An 18,991-nucleotide genomic window follows, 5' to 3' on the forward strand; every position below is an offset into this window, starting at 1 on the left:
AAAGAAACTAGGAATGAAAAGAGATGATGGTGTGCGGCCCCTATTGCTCGGCGTATGCGCTGCGCTGTTCTTTGCAGTATCTTTTGTGCTTAATCGACGGATGGAGTTATCCGGTGGAAGCTGGGCCTGGAGCGCCTCACTGCGCTATTTATTCACATTACCCTTCCTGATGGCTATCGTAGCCGGACGGCGCAGGCTGAAGCCCCTGCTGTTGGTTATGGCAGAACGTCCGGCTACCTGGTTGTTATGGGGGACAGTAGGTTTTGGTTTATTCTATGCACCGCTGTGTTATGCTGCGGCCTATGCTCCAGGCTGGCTGACAGCAGGAACATGGCAGATCACCATTATCTCTGGGTCCTTGCTTGCTCCCTTGTTCGGACAATGGATGACTGGGCCGAAGGGTCCAATTTACATACGTGGTAGAATTCCTATTCGCGGGTTAGGGATGTCCTTGATTATTCTAGCCGGAGTGGCACTACTTCAAATAGAACATGCACAGCATCTGGCAATGACTCAGATTCTACTGGGTGTCCTGCCTGTATTGGTGGCGTCCATGGCCTATCCGCTCGGAAACCGTAAAATGATGGAACTCTGCGGAGACCGACTGGATGTCTTTCAGCGTATCCTTGGCATGACCTTAGCCAGTCTTCCGTTCTGGCTCCTGCTTGGGATTTACGGTCTTGCTGATGTGGGTCTGCCTTCCCCCGGTCAGGTGGGTCAGTCCGTTATAGTCGCCATATCCTCGGGAGTAATAGCAACTGTCCTGTTTTTTCGTGCCACCGATATGGTCCGCGGCAGCATGAGCGGCTTGGCGGCAGTGGAAGCCACCCAATCGCTGGAGGTTCTATTTGCATTAGTAGGGGAGATGTTGATTCTATCTTCATCAGGTCCTTCCTTATTGTCATGGGCAGGAATTGCCGTGATTATTCTAGGAATGATCCTGCATAGTCTATTTTCTCAACGTTCAGGAACGACAGCATCTACTGGACCGAGAATGAAGAGCAGGATATCTCCTCCTTCAGCTTGAATTACTGAATAGTGACAGTTGTTGCGGTGAGGGATTCATACCGATATAATTAAATGTATTATAATTTTGCAGGCATTTTGTTTAAAAGGTGGTAGTTGGTGTTGGACAATAACGTCGAAACGGTTTTCACTTACCGATCATACAGTCCGCAGGATACCGAACAGCTTGCGGCTGCGATTGCGGCTGTATCCACAGCAGGTTTGGTGATTGGTTTGGACGGTGATCTGGGAGCAGGGAAAACGGCATTCTCACAAAGTTTTGCCCGCCATTTGGGGGTTGAGGGTATCGTTAGCAGTCCTACATTTACAATTATAAAAGAGTATAAAGGCCGTCTGCCGCTATACCATATGGATGTTTACCGGATATCCTTTCAGGAAGCGGATGAGCTTGGACTAGATGAGTATTTCTATGGACAGGGTGTTTGTCTGGTGGAATGGAGCAGTATTATACAAGAGTTGATGCCGCCGCGGCATATGCACATACACATGGAAACGACCGGACTGGATGAACGAATCATTACGGTAACCGGAATCGGCGAGCCTTATGGCGAACTTTGCCGTGACTTAAGCCAGAAGTGGGGTTAAGAAAGATGACGAATGAAAATAAGGAGCCGCGCAAGCGGTTTTTGGCGTTGGATACATCTACGGCTACACTTGGTGTAGCCATAACAGAGAATGGGCGATTGCTGCATGAGATCAATGCTTCCGGTGAGCGGAATCATTCGGTACATCTGCTGCCCATTATTGAGCAGGTGCTGCAAGCCACGGGGACAACCGCTGCTATGCTAGGCGGAGTTTCTGTGGGTGTCGGGCCCGGCTCCTATACAGGGACACGCATCGCGGTTACGGCTGCCAAGACGCTGGCTTGGGCCTGGAATGTGCCCGTAGCGGGCATATCCACTCTACAGGCGTTAGCATGGGGGGGACGTCTTGCGGGCCTTGTGAGCCAGTCTGAGGCTATCCTAACTCTAGGTGAACAGGCCGAAGGGGAGGGTTCTGACTGGGTAATTCCACTGCTGGATGCACGCCGGGGCCAAGCCTACACGGCGCTATTCTGCGCTGATGGGACAGGCAGTCCCTATCGTCTTGAGCCAGACGCGATCCGCTTGATGGCGGATTGGGTGCAACACTTAGCGGAACGTCTTGCTCAGGCCCAAGCAAACGGGTCAAGTCCGCGCTTGATCTGGTTTGTCGGGGACACTGGACTGCACGGCAGCGTGGAATCACTGCAGCCACTGCAGGAACTCAGTAGTATTCGCGTTGCAGCCTATGAGCTTGAGGGACGTTGGACGGGATTTCTTGGTGAGGAACGCCTGCAGACAGGCAGCGACGATATACATACCCTGATCCCCAATTATACGCAGCTGTCAGAAGCAGAAGCCAATTTGCGCCGAAGCAGCGAAGGGAGCTTAAACAAACGATGACGGAATCGGAGCCGGTAAGAGAGCAGGAAGTTGAACCTATTTTTCGTCTGATGAAGGTGGAGGATATTCCGGAGATTCTCGTGATTGAACGGGAAGCTTTTACGATGCCGTGGACGGAGGAAGCCTTCCGCAACGAGCTGACGCATAATCACTTTGCCAAATACATGGTTATGGAGTTATCCAATCACATTATCGGTTATGCCGGAATGTGGGCTATTGTTGACGAAGCACATGTGACGAACATCGCCTTGCTGGAGGCTTATCGGGGACGCAAATGGGGAGACCGGCTGCTGGACGAGCTTATGAAGACAGCTTCTTTTTTAGGCATGATATCCATTACGCTTGAAGTGCGGGCATCTAACGAGATCGCCCAGAATTTATATCGCAAAAAAGGCTTCCGCTCTGCTGGCACTCGCAAAGGGTATTACTCCGATAACCGCGAGGATGCGCTCATTATGTGGGCTGATCTGCCGGCTCACGGAGAGTAAGAGCATCATGGAAGGAAGCGTGGACTTGAAATGAAGACAGAAGCAGGTACAGCACAATCTGTACTTATATTAGCCATAGAAACCAGCTGTGATGAGACGGCGGTAGCCGTTGTAAAAGATGGTCATGAGGTGTTGTCGAGCATCATCTCCAGTCAGATCGAGATTCACCGTGCTTATGGCGGTGTTGTACCGGAAGTAGCATCTCGCAAGCATGTAGAGGTTATTACTCTGATTATCGAGGAGGCTCTGTCTGCTGCAGGCATTAAGCCAGAGCAATTGACGGCGGTAGCTGTTACTCAAGGCCCGGGACTGGTTGGGGCCCTGCTGGTCGGTGTCGTAGCTGCCAAGAGTCTGGCTCTGGCCTGGGGGAAGCCATTAATCGGCACCCATCATATCGCCGGACATATTTATGCCAACCGGCTTGTTGCGGAGTTGCAATATCCCAATATGACCCTGGTTGTGTCCGGTGGACATACGGAATTGGTTCATATGGAGCGGGAGGGTGAGTTTCGGATTATTGGCCGCACCCGTGACGATGCCGTGGGCGAAGCCTACGATAAAGTAGCCCGGGCGTTGGGCTTCCCTTATCCTGGCGGTCCTCATGTGGACCGTCTGGCGCGTGAGGCAGCAGCAGCCGTTCCGCTGCCACGTGTCTGGCTGGAACATGATTCCTATGATTTCAGCTTCAGCGGATTGAAGTCGGCTGTGCTGAATGTAGTGAATCAGAGTAAGATGAAAGGTCTGACGCCGGATGTAGCAGGCATCGCCCGCGGCTTCCAGGAATCCGTAGTAGAAGTACTGGTTGAGAAAGCTGTGCGTGCCGTAAGGTCCTGCAATGCCAGACAACTGCTTCTGTGCGGTGGTGTTGCTGCAAATGTCGGGTTGCGCACAGCATTGACCTCCCGCTGTAAAGCGGAAGGCATCGAACTTATCATTCCACCACCCATATATTGTACGGACAATGCCGCAATGATTGGTGCTGCTGCCTACGTGAAGTGGCAGCATGATGGTGGTACACCGCTGGACATGGTGGCTGACCCCGGATTCTCGCTGGAGAAATGGTCCGTAGCTGCCTATTGACAGCATTTGATTGATGCAGGTATAATCAGACCAATTATACAAGGATCAAACGCGATGAATGGAAGCAGTAAGGATACTCCGGGTTAAGAGAGCTGCGGGCAGGTGCGACGCAGTCGAAGGGGCCCTGAACTCGTCCGGGAGCGGAGCGGTGGAAGCAGGATGCTCTTTAAGTTTAGAGGGTGTTGACCGGCAAGCAGTACGCCGGGCCTTTCGTACATCGTTACGGGTTACCTCCGTGAGAGGGTGGTCGAGTAAGGAAAGGATGAGATTATTTGTCTCCACTTATCCGGCTGTAAAGTGGATGTTCTTGTATTGGCAGCAATCTAGTCAATCTTGAAGGATGTCAACAAGAGTGGTACCGCGAAGGTTAACAGCCTGTCGTCTCTTGAATGAGAGGGCAGGCTTTTTTGTGTCCATTTTTAAGAGAACAGCAGAGAGCAAGTCTATAGGATAAACGCAATGAACGGGAGTAGTAAAGAGTGATGGTGAACAGAGAGCTGCGGGGTGGTGCGACGCAGTCACCAGGAACTCTTGAATCTCGCCCGGGAGCGGAGCGGTGGAATGGAAGTGATACTCCGCCTACGGATGTCCCCGTTACCGGACCTTTTGGAGAGTGCTCACCTTTGGTTGTGAGAGTTCCCGGAAGAAGAGCTGGACGCAGCTAGTGGCTACCAATTTGTAGCTTATGCGTCAAAAAGAGTGGTACCGCGGAGGGGTGACCCGCCGTCTCTTTATATAGAGACGGTGGGTTTTTTGCGTTGTTGTGAACATGCTGCCGGCAGCAGTGGGTGGGATAAGTTGCAGAGCCGCAAGTCGACGTGCGGTCCTGCGTGGAATCAACGTTATGGATATTCAAAAACTAGGAGGCAACCCCATGATTATTCCAGTAAAGAAACGTATACAGATTTTTGATACCACGCTGCGTGATGGTGAGCAGGCTCCCGGTGCAAGTCTCACCCCTGAGCAAAAAATAGTTCTGGCCTACAAGCTCGTAGAGCTGGGGGTTGATGTGCTTGAGCCGGGCTTCCCGGTCTCAAGCCCCGGTGATTTTGCAGCAGTGGAGACCATTTCGCGCATGGTGCAGGGCTTAGAGATCTGTGGTTTCGCACGGGCGGTGAAAGGAGATATCGATGCTGCTGTTCGGGCTACGCAGGATGCGAATCGGCGGCGAATTCACCTGTTCATCTCCTCTTCGGATATTCATCTGCGCCATCAGTTGCGCAAGAGCAGACCCGAGGTCGTTGCTGCCGCCCGTGAGATGACGGCCTATGCGCGCCAATTCTGTGAGGTTGTTGAATTCACAGCGATGGACGCAGCGCGGACAGGGATTGATGATCTGATCGAAATGGTTGAAGCGGTTATTGCGGAGGGAGCTTCGATCATTAATTTGCCAGACACCGTTGGCTATGCGTTGCCGCAGGAATACGGAGAGATGTTCCGGCGTGTACGGCTAGGGGCCAGAGGAGGGGACAGTGTGAGTTACAGTGCACACTGTCATAATGATTTGGGGCTGGCCGTAGCCAACAGCCTGGCAGCGATTGCTGGAGGTGCCACCCAGATTGAGGTCACCGTCAATGGTGTCGGAGAACGAACTGGCAACTGTGCGCTGGAGGAGCTGGTGATGGCACTGGAAACACGCGGCGATGTGCTTGGCGCGGAGACGGGAATCGTGCTGGATAAGTTATATGAAACCTCACGACTGATTAGTGGGGCGATGCATTTTCCCATTGCATATAACAAGCCAGTGGTCGGAAGGAATGCCTTCCAGCATGAGTCAGGCATCCATCAGGATGGTCTGCTAAAAGACCGTAGCACTTATGAAATTATGGACCCGGAGCGGTTGGGTATTCCACGCAGTATGATCATTCTGGGTAAGCATTCCGGCAGACATGCGCTGAAGGACCGGACGGCAAAGTACGGTATAACGCTGGCCCCTACGGAACTGGATGCACTGTATGAGACATTCAAGGAAACAGCTGACCGCCAAAAGGTCGTCAGTGATGACCAACTGCTGCAAATGGTGAGCCAGGCAACCGGGCAGCAGGCTCAGGTCTACGAGCTGGGCGAAGTTCAAGTGTTGGCTGGCAGCGCCGAGCGCCGTGTTGCCGCAGTTACCGTCCATCACTTGAAGAGTGGTTTGGAAACCTCGCATACAAGCACTGGTGATGGACCGCTGGAGGCGATCATCGCTGCTATTGGACAGGGGATTGCTGAGAATATTGATTTTGTGGGGCTGGAGTTGCATTCCTTGGGCAGCGGAGAGAACGCCCAGGCTGAAGCAGCCGTTATGGTGGAGTGGGAAGGTCTTAAATTTAGAGGAACAGCCACCCATCAGGATATCATAATGGCAGCTGGCATAGCTTATATTGCAGCCTGCAATTCAGCACTGCTCTCCACGTTGGCCCTAAATGATTCAACAACGTAAATATTGTTGCCCGCCGCCACATTTGGAGTCGGCGGGTTCTTTTTTTCGGTAAAAAGGCCAAAAAAATCCCCGTCACATCTTTTGTCAAGTTGTGGACAAAGTTATCCACATATTCCTCTCTAATTGTGTAAAAACCATGTAAAATCAGCAATAACGCCCCTTTTTCGGGCTCTCCAAAAGCCGATTTTGCGATAGGTGAATTTTTGAGGAAATTGTGGATAGTGTGGATAATTCGGTGGATAAAAAATGCTTGACAGCACAAATAGCGATTTTAAGCCTAAAAAAAGGCCCAAAGGGCCTTTTCAGAGAGATAGTTATGCACGAAAACTGGGGATAGAGCTGTGGATAACTATTTATGAACAATTCAGGAACAGTTGAAAATTATTTTATAGCAGCATTTACATTATTCGTCAGCAAGAATTTCCCATTCGCTAAAATAATCGCTTAAAGATGATTTTTTGTCCTTTAGATCTGCTTCATAGCCCTGAAGTGCCAAATAATCCTGATAAATTTCAGGCTTCGTCATTTCATTCTCAATAAAAGCGACTTCTTCCTCTAGCTCGGAAATATTCTTCTCAAGTTCGGCAATACGTCGTTGGCGATTGCGCTCCTCGCGTTTGGTTTGCTTGTCTGCTTCAAAGGTGGAAATGGCGCCTTTATCCTGTGCAGTAGCTTCATTATTGGTATTCTTGGAGGCCGTTGTCGCAGCTAATTCCGCAGCTTCGTTCGCAATTTCCTCCAATTCCCGCTTTTTATCGACATAGTCGTCGTAATTGCCGAGGTATTGATCGATTCCGCTGGGATGCAGCTCCAGAATACGCTCAGCCATTTTGTTAAGGAAATATCGGTCATGTGAAATGAAGAGCAGTGTGCCCTCGAAATCCATTAAGGCTGCTTCCAGAACCTCACGGCTGACTAGGTCCAGATGGTTGGTTGGCTCATCCAGAATAAGCATATTGGCACCGCGCAGCATGAGCTTGGATAGAGACACGCGTGCTTTTTCACCACCGCTTAAAGCGGCGATTCTTTTCTGAACATCCTCACCACTAAATAAAAAATTACCAAGAATGGTGCGGATTCGCGCCTCCTCGAGCATGGGATATTCGCTCCAAAGCTCTTCCAGAACAGTATTGCGCGGATTCAGATGCGTCTGTTCCTGATCGTAATAAGCGATTTTCACTTTAGTGCCCCAATTAACAGATCCAAGAGAGGGCTCACGGCTTCCTATCATACATTGCAGCAATGTCGATTTACCGATCCCATTCGGGCCAATAAGTGCAGCGGTTTCACCCCGGCGTAGTTCGAAGGAGGCATTCTTGAATAAGGGCTGGCCTTCATTAAAGGAAACGGAGACATGGCGAACTTGCAGCACCTCTTTGCCGGACATGAAGTCTGGCTCGAAGGAAAAGTTGGCTTTCTTCATGTCGCCCATCGGCCGATCAATACGATCCATTTTGTCCAGCGCTTTACGTCTGCTCTGAGCTCGCTTGGTAGTAGATGCCCGCACAATATTGCGCTGCACGAAATCCTCCATCCGCGAAATCTCGTCCTGCTGCTTCTCAAACTGCTTCATTCTGATTTCATACTCGGCGGCCTTCAGTTCCATATAACGGGTGTAATTGCCCGTATAACGGCGGGACTCATGCCGCTCAATCTCGACAATGGCAGTAACAAGCCGGTCTAGAAAATAACGGTCATGGGACACAACCAGAATCCCGCCGGCATAACCGCGCAGGTAATCCTCCAGCCAGGTGAGCGTTTCGATATCGAGATGGTTGGTTGGCTCATCCAGCATTAGAAGATCAGGGGCTTGAAGCAGGATGCGCGCCAGGGCAAGCCGTGTTTTTTGCCCTCCGCTAAGTGTGGAAATGGATGTTTCCGGTGCAAATTCACCAAAGCCCATACCATGCAAGACACTGCGGATTCGCGTATTCATTTCATAACCACCGTGATCCTTGAACCAGTCCGATCGGACCGCATATCGTTCTAAGAGTTCTTCATAACGTTTCGAATCCTCCGCCACTGCCGGATCGGCAATGCTTGCTTCCATCCGCCGCAGTTCGGCCTCTGCCTCGATCAGCGGAGCAAAAACGGCCAGCATTTCTTCATGAATCGTCTTATCCGATTGCAAGCCGCTGTTCTGGGCTAGATACCCGATCGTTGTTTCTTTTGCTTTATGAATTTGACCGCTGTCGAAAGACATTTCACCCGCGAGAATTTGCAGGAAGGTTGACTTACCGGCACCGTTGACACCAACCAGGCCGACCCGTTCTTTCTCATTAACCTGTAGGCTTATGCCGTCCAGCACGCTCTGTATTCCATATGATTTACTAATTCCTGTCGCTTGAAGAAGCATAACGATGAAACCTCCACCCTTGCATTTTTCGCTTTGGCAGCAATCGCCGCAGCCGTTCGGAACAACTTAATCTATAGTTTACATGAAAAGCGTTTCCGGCGCGAGAGCCTGTCATTAGGCAAGTATGAGATGTGAGGGCTGAGGGGGTGAACTTCTTGCCCAGAGCCATCTTGGCGAACGGGGGATAAGAGTGGTAAACTGAATTTACAAACAGCTAAGAAAACTAAAGGTAAGTAAAAATAAACCATGATTAGATAAGGAGGCAGCCGACGATGACGGGCAAGAGTGTATTGCTCGCCGAAGTAAAGCGGGAGCTGCGCGTGCAGAGGGCTACCGCCCGAGACAAGCTGCCTGCAGTCCAGAGAGAGCAACTCTCTTCTCAGGTCTGCAGTTATGCATGGGAGTGGATGAAGACGGAAGGCGCAGCATCACTGCTGGCCTATGTACCGTTCCGCTCTGAACTGGACACCCGCCCGCTTATTACGCGGGCGTGGGAGGAGCAGTGTGAAGTGCTGCTGCCCCGTGTGCTTCCGGGAAACGGAGCAATGACCTTGCACAAGGTTCGTTCTTGGAACGAGCTGGCACCGGGAGCTTATGGTATTCTCGAGCCAACACTTTCAACTGGAGCACAACAAGAATCAGAGGTACACCCGCTACCTAATGTCATATTTGTTCCGGGACTGGCTTTCGACCTTCGGGGCGGTCGTCTTGGGTATGGCCGCGGGTATTACGACCGCTTGCGGGCTGCTTGGGAGACTAATCCACGAGTGAGCGCGAAGCCACCTGTATGGATCGGTCTGGCTTATGGGATGCAAATCATTCCAGAGGTGCCAATGGCTGCCCATGATGCATTTATGGACTTGCTAATTACGGAGAATGGCATACTACATTGCCGTAAAGGAGAATGAAGCTTGGAATTGACGCATTTCAATGAAGAGGGCAGAGCACGCATGGTGGATGTCAGTGATAAGGAGATTACCAAGCGGACCGCTATTGCGCGCAGTATGGTTACAATGGATTCAAGGACACTCAGTGCCATCAAGGAGGGCAAGATCAGCAAAGGTGATGTGCTTGCTGTTGCCCAGGTTGCCGGAATTATGGCGGCGAAAAAGACATCCGACTGGATTCCGATGTGTCACCCGCTGCCGCTTACCGGGATTGATATCCGCTTCTCAGATAACAGCGAAGAAGAACTATATATAGAAGCAACTGTCAAGACTACCGGAAAGACCGGCGTGGAGATGGAGGCGTTGACCGCCGTTTCGGTTGCAGCATTGACCGTATATGATATGTGCAAGGCTTTGCAGAAAGATATGATGATCGGACCTACGCTATTGGTTTCCAAGAGCGGCGGCAAGAACGGAGATTATGCACGAGAGGAATCATAACAGCTTCAATCATACATAGTACATAAAGGGAGGGCTTAAGCCTATGGCGTGGAGAACAGCAATCCTGACGGCCAGTGATAAAGGGGCCAGAGGCGAACGGGAAGACACGAGCGCCCAGGTGATTCGGGAACTTGTGGAAGAAGAGCTTGGCGGAGAAATAGTCGAATATCGGATTGTACCCGATGAGCAGGATGAGATTATTGCAGCATTGATTGAGCTTACTGATTATTTTCAGGCGGATCTGGTGCTTACAACGGGAGGAACGGATCTGGCGATTCGTGATGTGACTCCGGAAGCAACCCGGCGAGTCATCGAACGGGAGGTACCGGGATTGTCTGAGGCCATGCGGAACACGGTGATGCAGAAGAATCGGGCGGTTATGTTATTCCGTGGGATTTGTGGTATTCGTGGACGCACGCTAATCGTTAATTTGCCCGGGACACCTAAAGGTGTTCATGAGAATCTGGCCGCAATTATGGATCAGCTGCCAGAGGCACTACTTATGGTAACAGGCCAGTATCGCCAGTAAGTTGCTTATCCTTGTCCTATCACAGCAGCAGCCAAAGATAGTCGATGGATGTGTGATATAAGTTATGGTATTATTAAATTATCGACAAAATATCATGAACGGACAAATGTGACAAGGAGGAATAACAACATGCTAAGTGGAATTGGTACTCCCGGAATTATTATGCTGGTCATATTGGCACTGCTACTCTTTGGACCGAACAAACTTCCTGAGCTGGGTCGTGCGGTTGGACGGACTTTCCGTGAATTCAAGGAAGGCGCACGTGATGTTATGAGTGAACCTGAATCGGTGAAGAAGAGCGAAGCTCCTGTACCGCCAGCCCCTCAGAAAGTCGTTGCGGAAGTTCCACAGGATAGACGTTTACCAGAATAAATAATACAAATACATGCGGGGGTTATTTTTCAAGTCTGTATCAGGCTTTGAGGATACCCCCTTTTTCTAGTTAGCCGCAATCATTCATAAGAAAATTGAAATGTCACAGGATGGTGTCAGCATGTCTCTGGAATCGGAAGAAATGTCGGTGGTTGATCATTTAACCGAACTGCGTAAACGGATTATTTATGTGCTGATTGTCTTTGTAGCGGGATTGGTGGTCGGTCTGTTCTGTGCCAAACCGATCTATAACTATTTGATCCACGCCGATTTGGCTGAGGGCTTTGTATTGCATGCTTTTTCCTTCTGGGACGGAATCGGCATGTACATGAAGATCTCCATGGCGGTATCCCTTGTGGCAACTGTACCTTTTATCGTCTATCAGCTCTGGGCATTCATAAGTCCCGGACTCCGCCAAGCCGAGCGCAGCGCTGCACTGCGTTATGTCCCTTATGTATTTATTCTTTTTCTGTTGGGCATGGCTTTTGCGTATTACATTGTGTTTCCGATGGCACTTTCTTTTACTATTTCGATCACTAGAAGTATGGGACTTGAAGAAACTTATGGGATCGCGCAGTACTTCAGCTTCATGTTTAGTCTGGTTCTGCCACTGGCACTGCTGTTTGAGCTGCCGCTGTTAGTGATGTTTCTGACGAAGCTCAGAATTCTTAATCCACTGCGGTTGCGCAAAATACGCCGGTACGCCTATTTCGTGCTGGTCTTCATTGCCGTGGTAATCACACCGCCAGATTTCATTTCAGATTTTCTGGTGACCATTCCATTGCTTGTGCTGTATGAATTCAGTGTGCTCCTATCCGCCTTTGTTTTTCGCAAGCAGCTAGCTGCGGATATGGCGCGTGAGGCAGCTTATGTTAGGAAAGAGGATTCTTAGGGTTGAATGAATCATGCGAAGTCTCTAGAAGGCATATTTTGTCGGTGAGTGGATAAAATGGTATAGAGTATGTGTCGGACAACCCTCCGAAACCATTTTTTTCCGAAAACAAATACGAATTTGTGTAAAAGGACTTGAAATCCTGCCTCAAGTTGAGTATCATAAAAATTGTTGTTAGCACTACAAGCTGTCGAGTGCTAATGATCTTGAAAAATATGGAATTGGCCAGTATTTACTGCGTTAAGTCAATATTTTTCATAAATACCGCTGTATCGCAAAGATCGACGGTGTTTCTAATCTCTGTTTTCAAGGTAAACAACATAATTCTAAAGGAGGCTATTTTTTCATGATCAAACCATTAGGTGAACGCGTATTAGTGGAAGCAAACGAAGCGGAGGAAACGACTTCTTTCGGTATCGTGCTTCCAGACTCCTCCAAGGAGAAACCACAAGAAGGTAAAGTTATCGCAATCGGTAGCGGAGCTTTGAAGGATGGCGTACGTATTCCATTGGAAGTTAAAGAAGGCGACCGCGTTCTTTTCTCGAAATATGCCGGAACAGAAATCAAATACGAAGGTAAAGAATATTTGATTATGAAAGAAAGCGACATTCACGCAATCTTGGGCTAAGCGATTCTTATAAGTGGTAACTCAATTACTTACGAAATGCTCACAAAAATTTTAGGAGGTTAATTCCATAATGGCTAAAGAAATTAAATTTAGTGAAGACGCTCGCCGGGCAATGCTCCGCGGTGTAGATGCTTTGGCAAACGCAGTAAAGGTAACACTTGGACCGAAAGGCCGCAACGTGGTATTGGAGAAGAAATTCGGAAGTCCGCTAATCACTAACGATGGTGTTACCATCGCTAAGGAAATCGAGCTGGAAGATGCATTTGAGAACATGGGCGCACAACTTGTTAAAGAAGTTGCTACCAAGACTAATGATGTAGCCGGCGACGGTACTACAACTGCAACGGTTCTGGCACAAGCCATGATCCGCGAAGGTTTGAAGAATGTAACTGCAGGCGCTAACCCAATGGTTATCCGCAAAGGGATCGACAAAGCAGTTAAAGCCGCTGTTCTGGAATTGAAAAGAATTTCCAAGCCAATCGAAGACTCACAAGCTATTGCTCAAGTAGCTTCAATCTCCGCTGCTGACGAAGAAGTAGGTCAATTGATTGCTGAAGCTATGGAAAAAGTCGGTAAAGACGGCGTTATCACCGTTGAAGAATCCCGTGGATTCCTTACTGAGCTTGAAGTAGTAGAAGGCATGCAGTTCGACCGCGGTTACATTTCTCCGTACATGATTACAGATACGGACAAAATGGAAGCTGTTCTGGAGAACCCATACATCCTGATCACTGACAAAAAAATCTCCAGCACGCAAGAAATCTTGCCACTGCTTGAAAAAATCGTTCAACAAGCTAGACCGCTTGTAATCATCGCTGAAGATATCGAAGGCGAAGCACAAGCCATGTTGATCGTGAATAAACTGCGCGGAACATTTAACGCTGTTGCTGTTAAAGCTCCTGGCTTTGGCGACCGTCGCGAAGCTATGCTGCAGGATATCGCTGCTCTGACTGGTGGCCAAGTAATCACTGAGAAGCTTGGACTTGACCTGAAAAGCACTACCATCGAACAACTGGGTAACGCTCGTCAAGTGCGAGTAACCAAAGAAAACACAACAATCATCGACGGCAGCGGCGACAAAGCAGACATCACTGCACGTGTTAGCCAAATCCGCTCCCAATTGGAAGATACAACTTCCGAGTTCGACAAAGAGAAATTGCAAGAACGTCTGGCTAAATTGGCTGGCGGCGTAGCCGTTATCAAAGTAGGCGCTGCAACTGAAACTGAACTTAAAGAGCGCAAGCTGCGCATCGAAGATGCCCTGAATGCAACCCGTGCTGCGGTTGAAGAAGGTATCGTTTCCGGTGGTGGTACAGCTCTTGTGAACGTATATGCCGCTGTAGCTGCTGTAGATGCAGTTGGAGACGAAAGAACAGGCGTTAACATTGTACTGCGCGCTCTGGAAGAGCCTGTACGTACAATCGCTGCTAACGCAGGTCAAGAAGGTTCCGTTATCGTGGACCGTCTGAAAAAAGAAGCAATCGGCATCGGCTACAACGCTGCTACTGATGAATGGGTAAACATGTTCGAAGCCGGTATCGTTGACCCTGCGAAGGTAACACGTTACGCGCTGCAAAACGCAGCTTCTGTAGCTGCTATGTTCCTGACTACTGAAGCAGTTATCGCTGACAAACCAGAGCCTGATAAAGGCGGCGGAATGCCAGATATGGGCGGTATGGGTGGAATGGGCGGCATGATGTAATAAGGGTCACAAACCCTGCTTGACCACATTGCACAAAAAGGAGAGACCTTTCAAAAGTTCATTGAACTTTTGGGAGGTCTCTCCTTATTTTTAATCATGCACAGGTGGGTAGGTTTCAATCTAATTCTTGATCAACAAAAGGTTGTACTAAACGACGTACTTCATCGGTTGACGTGGTATCCATTAATTGGTTTCTTAATTCGCCTGCGCCTCTAAATCCACGAACATAGATTTTGATAAAGCGAAGAAGGGGTTTAAATAAACGCGGCAGGATTTCTGTTGAATATTTATCGTGAAGATCCAACTGTAAAAGAAGTAAATGGAGAAAATCCTTCGCGCTATGTTCTTTAGGTTCTTGTTCAAAAGCAAATGGATTGGTGAAAATGCCACGGCCAATCATGACACCATCAACGCCGTATTGTTCTACTAATTGTAATCCTGTTGCACGGTCAGGAATATCTCCATTAATGGTTAACAACGTATTTGGAGCAATTTCATCGCGTAATTTTTTTATTTCAGGGATTAGTTCCCAGTGTGCAGCTACTTTACTCATTTCTTTTTTTGTTCGAAGGTGAATGGAAAGATTCGCAATGTCTTGTTTCAATATGTGTCCTAACCAATCGCGCCACTCGTCAATGGTAGAGTAACCCAATCTTGTCTTCACACTAACCGGCAATCCACCTGCTTTTGCTGCTTGAATAATGGCTGCTGCAACTTCAGGATGATGTATTAATCCAGCCCCTTTTCCATTGGCTGCGACGTTTTGTACGGGACATCCCATGTTTAAATCGATACCACGAAAACCAAGTTTTTTCATATCAATACTCATCTGTTCAAAAAATGCAGGTTTATTGCCCCAAATATGAGCGACAATCGGTTGCTCATCTTCTGTGAACGTTAATCGACCACGAACACTTTCATTTCCTACAGGGTGACAATAACTTTCTGTATTTGTGAATTCCGTGAAAAATACGTCAGGTTTTGCAGCTTCACTAATGACGTGACGAAAGACAATATCTGTGACATCTTCCATTGGTGCTAATATAAAAAACGGCTTTGGTAAATCAAGCCAAAAATTTGTTTCGTTACTCATATTATCTCCTCTTGTTGCAACATATAAAAGCGATAAAAGCGATAAAAGCGATAGCAAAGTCTTTTACCCATCCATACATATTATCATTTTTTTCGTTTGCTGCACAGAATCAAATGTGTGAAGTGCATGTTCATTCTGCCCCATTCTATGGGGATAATCCTTCATTGGCTAATATAAAAGAACAAACACTCGTCGCGGAAATTGATCATTTATATGGATAAAGGAATGGAATAGTTGTGGATTTGCGTGAAATGCCAATAGAGATTCTAGCTGCAAGCCACGAACGGACGGATATATAATCAATACATATTCAATGTATATATGTTTATTTATTAAATCCACTTGTGGTATAGTAATGGTACAAAAAACGTACAATGCTAAGAGAGTCGTGCGCTAACACGACTCTCTGGCAATAGCCGCTTTTAAGGGCGGCGGCTTTAAACAGGCACTACCCACAGATATAGGTCGCTATCCTGGAGAGGGGCGGCCTATTTCTTTTTGAGGTAATTTAGCAGAGCAATAATGAACATGCCAAACATGAACATTAGTGACAACGCTTGATAAACCTCCATGGCATCACCTCCCTTCCAGGAGATTAGCCGGCCGCCCTTGCAAAGCCTTCTATTGCTGCGATTATACCACGACACTCTAGACTTGGGAAAGATTGTGCAGTACAACCTTCTTGATGTGAAATTGACGTTAAACCGCCATAGAAGCCGATAATACAGCACGTACCTTTCTACGCGGTTTCTTGCCACCCTAATAATGGGATGGTTGCCCGCATACAACACATGTGCTTTAATGATTATTAAATTTTTGAACACTTTCCTCCCGGTTTGACCCCACGTGTGGCAACATATTAAAAAGGCTTCTCATGAGTTCAATTTGAACTCTTTGAGGAGCCTTTTTTCATTATGTAAATGATTGCACATAAATCTGCAATTCCTTGCAATATATTAAGTAAATAATTTAGTGAAATACATCGATAAAATAGAATTTAATCACTATCGTAGTGAGATCAAACAAAAAACAACATCTGAATATGTGATAACGATGAATGAAAGGGCTTGCAATTATTGTAATGGCGTGATAAAATTTTATTATTAAGTAAATATATTAACTAAAAAGGCGTGGTGATGAAATGGCTACGTTAAAAGATATTGCGAAAGAAGCCAATGTCTCTCCGGCAACTGTATCCCGTGTATTAAACAATGATGCTACTCTTTCGGTAAGTGAAGGGACGCGCGAGCGAATCTTTCAAATTGCAGAAATGATGCATTATAAACCAAGTCGTGTGAAACGATTGAAACATGAAAGTGATTTATCTAGCAAGCAGATAGGTTTGCTGATATGGGCTTCTGCCGTTGATGAGAAAGAAGATCCGTATTTCGCCAAGATCCGTATTAGTGTTGAAAAACGCTGTGATGAACTGGGGATCCCCATTGGGCGAGTGGTCAGAGGGAATGAGGTAGATCCGATACTTTGTCAGCAAATGGACGGTTTGATTGTAATGGGTTCTATTGACACGGATGATATCAGTAAGATTTTCCCTAATCACAAGTCCATTGTGTTGGTAAATCATATCGTTGAGGATTTAAGAGGGTATGATTCGGTCAAAATCAGCTTTAAACAGGCTGTGAAAGATGTGGTCGAACATTTTATAACTTTGGGATACCGGGATATTGGGATGATTGGCGGCCAGGATTATCTTTACAAGCTATGGATCAAGCATCAAGACGATGTTTTGATAGATAAGCGGCAGGTTTATTTTGAGGAACTGATGAAGGAAAAAGGATTGTACAACGAAGAGTTTATGTTCTTTGGGGATTGGAGTACAGCAAGTGGTTATGAGCAAATGAAAGAATTGCTCGGAAGACCTAACCTCCCGCGGGCCTGTTTTATTGCTAGTGATCCGATGGCCATTGGTGCGCTCGCGGCATTAAAAGATCAGCAGGTCAAAGTGCCGGAGGAGATGGCAATCATAGGCTTTGATGATATTGAGGTTTCGGCATTTATGAATCCTCCTCTAACAAGTGTTCGAGTGTTTCCGGAGCAAATCGGCAGAACTGCTGTGCAACTTCTAATGGAGCGTCTGGAAGGAAGAGAAACAGCTGTGCATGTTGCGATTGAAACCGAATTAGTAGTTCGGGAAAGCTGCGGGGGCACACACAAATAAAGGTGTGAATTCTATAGGGAGGTGATGCATGGAACAAGTTATAAAAAAACCTAGTCACGCTCATGACTAGGCCGGTTTGGAAAAACACCAATTTTATTGTAACGGAAATGCAGTTTGCAATCAACTTAAATATCAGGGGGCACTTCAATGAAGAAACCATTATCTCTGGCACTAGCATTGCTTATATCCATATCCATGTTAAGCGCATGCGGTAGCAACAAGAGCTCTGACAGCAGTACAAATGGAGAGACCACTAAAAGTGGTGAAAAAGTAAAAGTTGAGTTTTTTCAATATAAATCAGAAGCGGTTGCTACGTATGACAAATTAATTGCGAAGTTTGAAACCGCTAACCCGGGTATTGACGTTGTTCAGACTAACGTTCCTGAGGCGGCTACGGTACTGAAGACACGTATTGCCAAAGGTGATGTGCCTGATATTATTTCGGTGGGTGGCGATGCTCAATTCGAAGACCTTGCCACAAATGGGGTACTGGCCGATCTTACGGATTATCCTGGTCAAGCTAACGTAATTGAGAACTATAAGAAAACACTGCAAGCGATTACAGGTACCGAAGAGCTCTATGGTGTTCCTTTTGCTGCTAATGCAGACGGTATTATCTACAATAAAGATGAGTTCACGGCTTTGGGTTTAAAGGTTCCAACTACTAAAGATGAAATGGATAAGGTATTGGAAACCATTAAAACAGCAGGTAAAGTACCATTCTACTTTGCTTTTAAAGATGCCTGGACTGCGGTTCCTGCCTGGAATGTATTTGTAGCAGACTTGCAGCCTGCTTCGTTCTTTACGGATCGTAAAGCAGGAACTACAACCTTCGCCACTGCTCATAAAGATCTGATGAATCAATATATTGAGTTTATGCAGAACGGTCAGTCGGGGGACCGGTTTACCAATGGATATAATGACGGGAATGCTGAATTCGCTAAAGGCTCGTCCGTAATGTACCTTCAAGGGGTATGGGCAATTCCAGAAATCTTGAAGGCTAATCCTGATATTAAACTTGGTGTATTCGCTTATCCATTAAGCAACGATACGTCTAAGAACTATCTTGTATCTGGTGTTGATGTGTTATTTTCTCTCTCTGCAACATCTAAGGTTACTGCGGAAGCCACGAAATTTATCGACTTCATGATGGAAGCGGATAACGCCCAACAATATATAGATGAGCAAAAGTCGTTCTCTACAATAAATAATATTTTCCAGAATGATGAAGTCTATTCTGACCTCAAACCTATATTCGCGGAAGGCCGAGTAGCAGATTTTCCGGATCATTATATTAATGGAATGGCGGTTGACGTCATCTTGCAGGAATTGATGCAGAAGAAAAATGTCGATAATGCCTTGGCGGAAATGGATACACAGTATGACAAAATGGCTAGTCGTTAAGATGGATG

Annotated in this window: 18 protein-coding genes and 1 other annotated feature; of the genes, 15 read left to right on the forward strand and 3 right to left on the reverse strand. The window is 47.4% G+C overall.

All coding sequences use genetic code 11. The features are described from left to right. Positions 1 to 31 precede the first annotated feature (31 nt). From GJB61_RS01060 to GJB61_RS01085, 6 genes are all read left to right on the forward strand, one after another. Positions 32 to 1,027 carry a DMT family transporter gene (locus GJB61_RS01060; RefSeq protein ID WP_338115664.1) on the forward strand — a complete coding sequence of 332 codons (996 nt, stop codon included), beginning with the start codon at positions 32 to 34 and terminating at the stop codon, positions 1,025 to 1,027. 101 nt (positions 1,028 to 1,128) lie between these two features. Next, on the forward strand, positions 1,129 to 1,611 hold the full coding sequence (tsaE, locus tag GJB61_RS01065) for a tRNA (adenosine(37)-N6)-threonylcarbamoyltransferase complex ATPase subunit type 1 TsaE (protein WP_154116291.1): 483 nt from the start codon (positions 1,129 to 1,131) through the stop codon (positions 1,609 to 1,611). Between the two features lie 5 nt (positions 1,612 to 1,616). Next, positions 1,617 to 2,450, forward strand: a complete 834-nt coding sequence (gene tsaB, locus GJB61_RS01070; RefSeq protein WP_154116293.1) for a tRNA (adenosine(37)-N6)-threonylcarbamoyltransferase complex dimerization subunit type 1 TsaB — start codon at positions 1,617 to 1,619, stop codon at positions 2,448 to 2,450. After that, on the forward strand, positions 2,447 to 2,938 hold the full coding sequence (rimI, locus tag GJB61_RS01075; protein ID WP_154116295.1) for a ribosomal protein S18-alanine N-acetyltransferase: 492 nt from the start codon (positions 2,447 to 2,449) through the stop codon (positions 2,936 to 2,938). The genes tsaB and rimI overlap by 4 nt, the downstream gene beginning before the upstream one ends. A gap of 30 nt (positions 2,939 to 2,968) precedes the next feature. Continuing rightward, positions 2,969 to 4,018 (forward strand): tRNA (adenosine(37)-N6)-threonylcarbamoyltransferase complex transferase subunit TsaD, encoded by a 1,050-nt coding sequence (tsaD, locus tag GJB61_RS01080; protein WP_154116297.1) that lies wholly within the window; start codon positions 2,969 to 2,971, stop codon positions 4,016 to 4,018. A gap of 450 nt (positions 4,019 to 4,468) precedes the next feature. Continuing rightward, positions 4,469 to 4,752, forward strand: a binding site (T-box leader). Positions 4,753 to 4,892: 140 nt separating this feature from the next. Further along, positions 4,893 to 6,443, forward strand: coding sequence for a 2-isopropylmalate synthase (locus tag GJB61_RS01085; RefSeq protein ID WP_154116299.1), 1,551 nt, complete (start codon positions 4,893 to 4,895; stop codon positions 6,441 to 6,443). A gap of 403 nt (positions 6,444 to 6,846) precedes the next feature. Here the strand turns inward: GJB61_RS01085 and GJB61_RS01090 are convergent, their stop codons facing one another. Then, positions 6,847 to 8,799 (reverse strand): ABC-F family ATP-binding cassette domain-containing protein, encoded by a 1,953-nt coding sequence (locus tag GJB61_RS01090; RefSeq protein ID WP_154116301.1) that lies wholly within the window; start codon positions 8,797 to 8,799, stop codon positions 6,847 to 6,849. 272 nt (positions 8,800 to 9,071) lie between these two features. On the opposite strand from GJB61_RS01090, the gene GJB61_RS01095 reads away from it, so the two are divergent. The 7 genes from GJB61_RS01095 to groL all read left to right on the forward strand — a co-directional run bounded on the left by GJB61_RS01095 (position 9,072) and on the right by groL (position 14,310). Beyond that, positions 9,072 to 9,707 (forward strand): 5-formyltetrahydrofolate cyclo-ligase, encoded by a 636-nt coding sequence (locus GJB61_RS01095; RefSeq protein WP_154116303.1) that lies wholly within the window; start codon positions 9,072 to 9,074, stop codon positions 9,705 to 9,707. Between the two features lie 3 nt (positions 9,708 to 9,710). Beyond that, the gene (gene moaC / locus GJB61_RS01100; RefSeq protein WP_154116305.1) at positions 9,711 to 10,187 is read left to right on the forward strand and encodes a cyclic pyranopterin monophosphate synthase MoaC; all 477 of its coding nucleotides are present in this window, start codon (positions 9,711 to 9,713) and stop codon (positions 10,185 to 10,187) included. 43 nt (positions 10,188 to 10,230) lie between these two features. Next, positions 10,231 to 10,716, forward strand: coding sequence for a MogA/MoaB family molybdenum cofactor biosynthesis protein (locus GJB61_RS01105; RefSeq protein ID WP_154116307.1), 486 nt, complete (start codon positions 10,231 to 10,233; stop codon positions 10,714 to 10,716). Between the two features lie 129 nt (positions 10,717 to 10,845). Further along, the gene (locus tag GJB61_RS01110) at positions 10,846 to 11,088 is read left to right on the forward strand and encodes a twin-arginine translocase TatA/TatE family subunit (RefSeq protein WP_154116309.1); all 243 of its coding nucleotides are present in this window, start codon (positions 10,846 to 10,848) and stop codon (positions 11,086 to 11,088) included. Positions 11,089 to 11,209: 121 nt separating this feature from the next. After that, positions 11,210 to 11,980, forward strand: coding sequence for a twin-arginine translocase subunit TatC (gene tatC, locus GJB61_RS01115; protein WP_154116311.1), 771 nt, complete (start codon positions 11,210 to 11,212; stop codon positions 11,978 to 11,980). A gap of 346 nt (positions 11,981 to 12,326) precedes the next feature. Then, positions 12,327 to 12,608 (forward strand): co-chaperone GroES, encoded by a 282-nt coding sequence (groES, locus tag GJB61_RS01120; RefSeq protein ID WP_154116313.1) that lies wholly within the window; start codon positions 12,327 to 12,329, stop codon positions 12,606 to 12,608. 70 nt (positions 12,609 to 12,678) lie between these two features. Continuing rightward, positions 12,679 to 14,310 (forward strand): chaperonin GroEL, encoded by a 1,632-nt coding sequence (groL, locus tag GJB61_RS01125; protein ID WP_154116315.1) that lies wholly within the window; start codon positions 12,679 to 12,681, stop codon positions 14,308 to 14,310. Between the two features lie 115 nt (positions 14,311 to 14,425). On the opposite strand, the gene GJB61_RS01130 is transcribed toward groL, so the two are convergent. Then, positions 14,426 to 15,403 (reverse strand): tRNA dihydrouridine synthase, encoded by a 978-nt coding sequence (locus GJB61_RS01130; RefSeq protein WP_154116317.1) that lies wholly within the window; start codon positions 15,401 to 15,403, stop codon positions 14,426 to 14,428. Between the two features lie 488 nt (positions 15,404 to 15,891). Further along, positions 15,892 to 15,975, reverse strand: a complete 84-nt coding sequence (locus GJB61_RS32095) for a putative holin-like toxin (protein WP_219214875.1) — start codon at positions 15,973 to 15,975, stop codon at positions 15,892 to 15,894. Positions 15,976 to 16,544: 569 nt separating this feature from the next. On the opposite strand from GJB61_RS32095, the gene GJB61_RS01135 reads away from it, so the two are divergent. Together GJB61_RS01135 and GJB61_RS01140 are read left to right on the forward strand one after the other, a co-directional pair. Next, a complete protein-coding gene (locus GJB61_RS01135; RefSeq protein WP_154116319.1) occupies positions 16,545 to 17,579 on the forward strand; it encodes a LacI family DNA-binding transcriptional regulator in 1,035 nt (344 codons plus the stop codon). Positions 17,580 to 17,726: 147 nt separating this feature from the next. Next, positions 17,727 to 18,983 carry an ABC transporter substrate-binding protein gene (locus GJB61_RS01140; RefSeq protein WP_154116321.1) on the forward strand — a complete coding sequence of 419 codons (1,257 nt, stop codon included), beginning with the start codon at positions 17,727 to 17,729 and terminating at the stop codon, positions 18,981 to 18,983. Positions 18,984 to 18,991: the final 8 nt, after the last annotated feature.

The sequence above is a fragment of the Paenibacillus monticola genome, from assembly GCF_009664975.1.
Taxonomy (GTDB): Bacteria; Bacillota; Bacilli; order Paenibacillales; family Paenibacillaceae; genus Paenibacillus_AQ; species Paenibacillus_AQ monticola.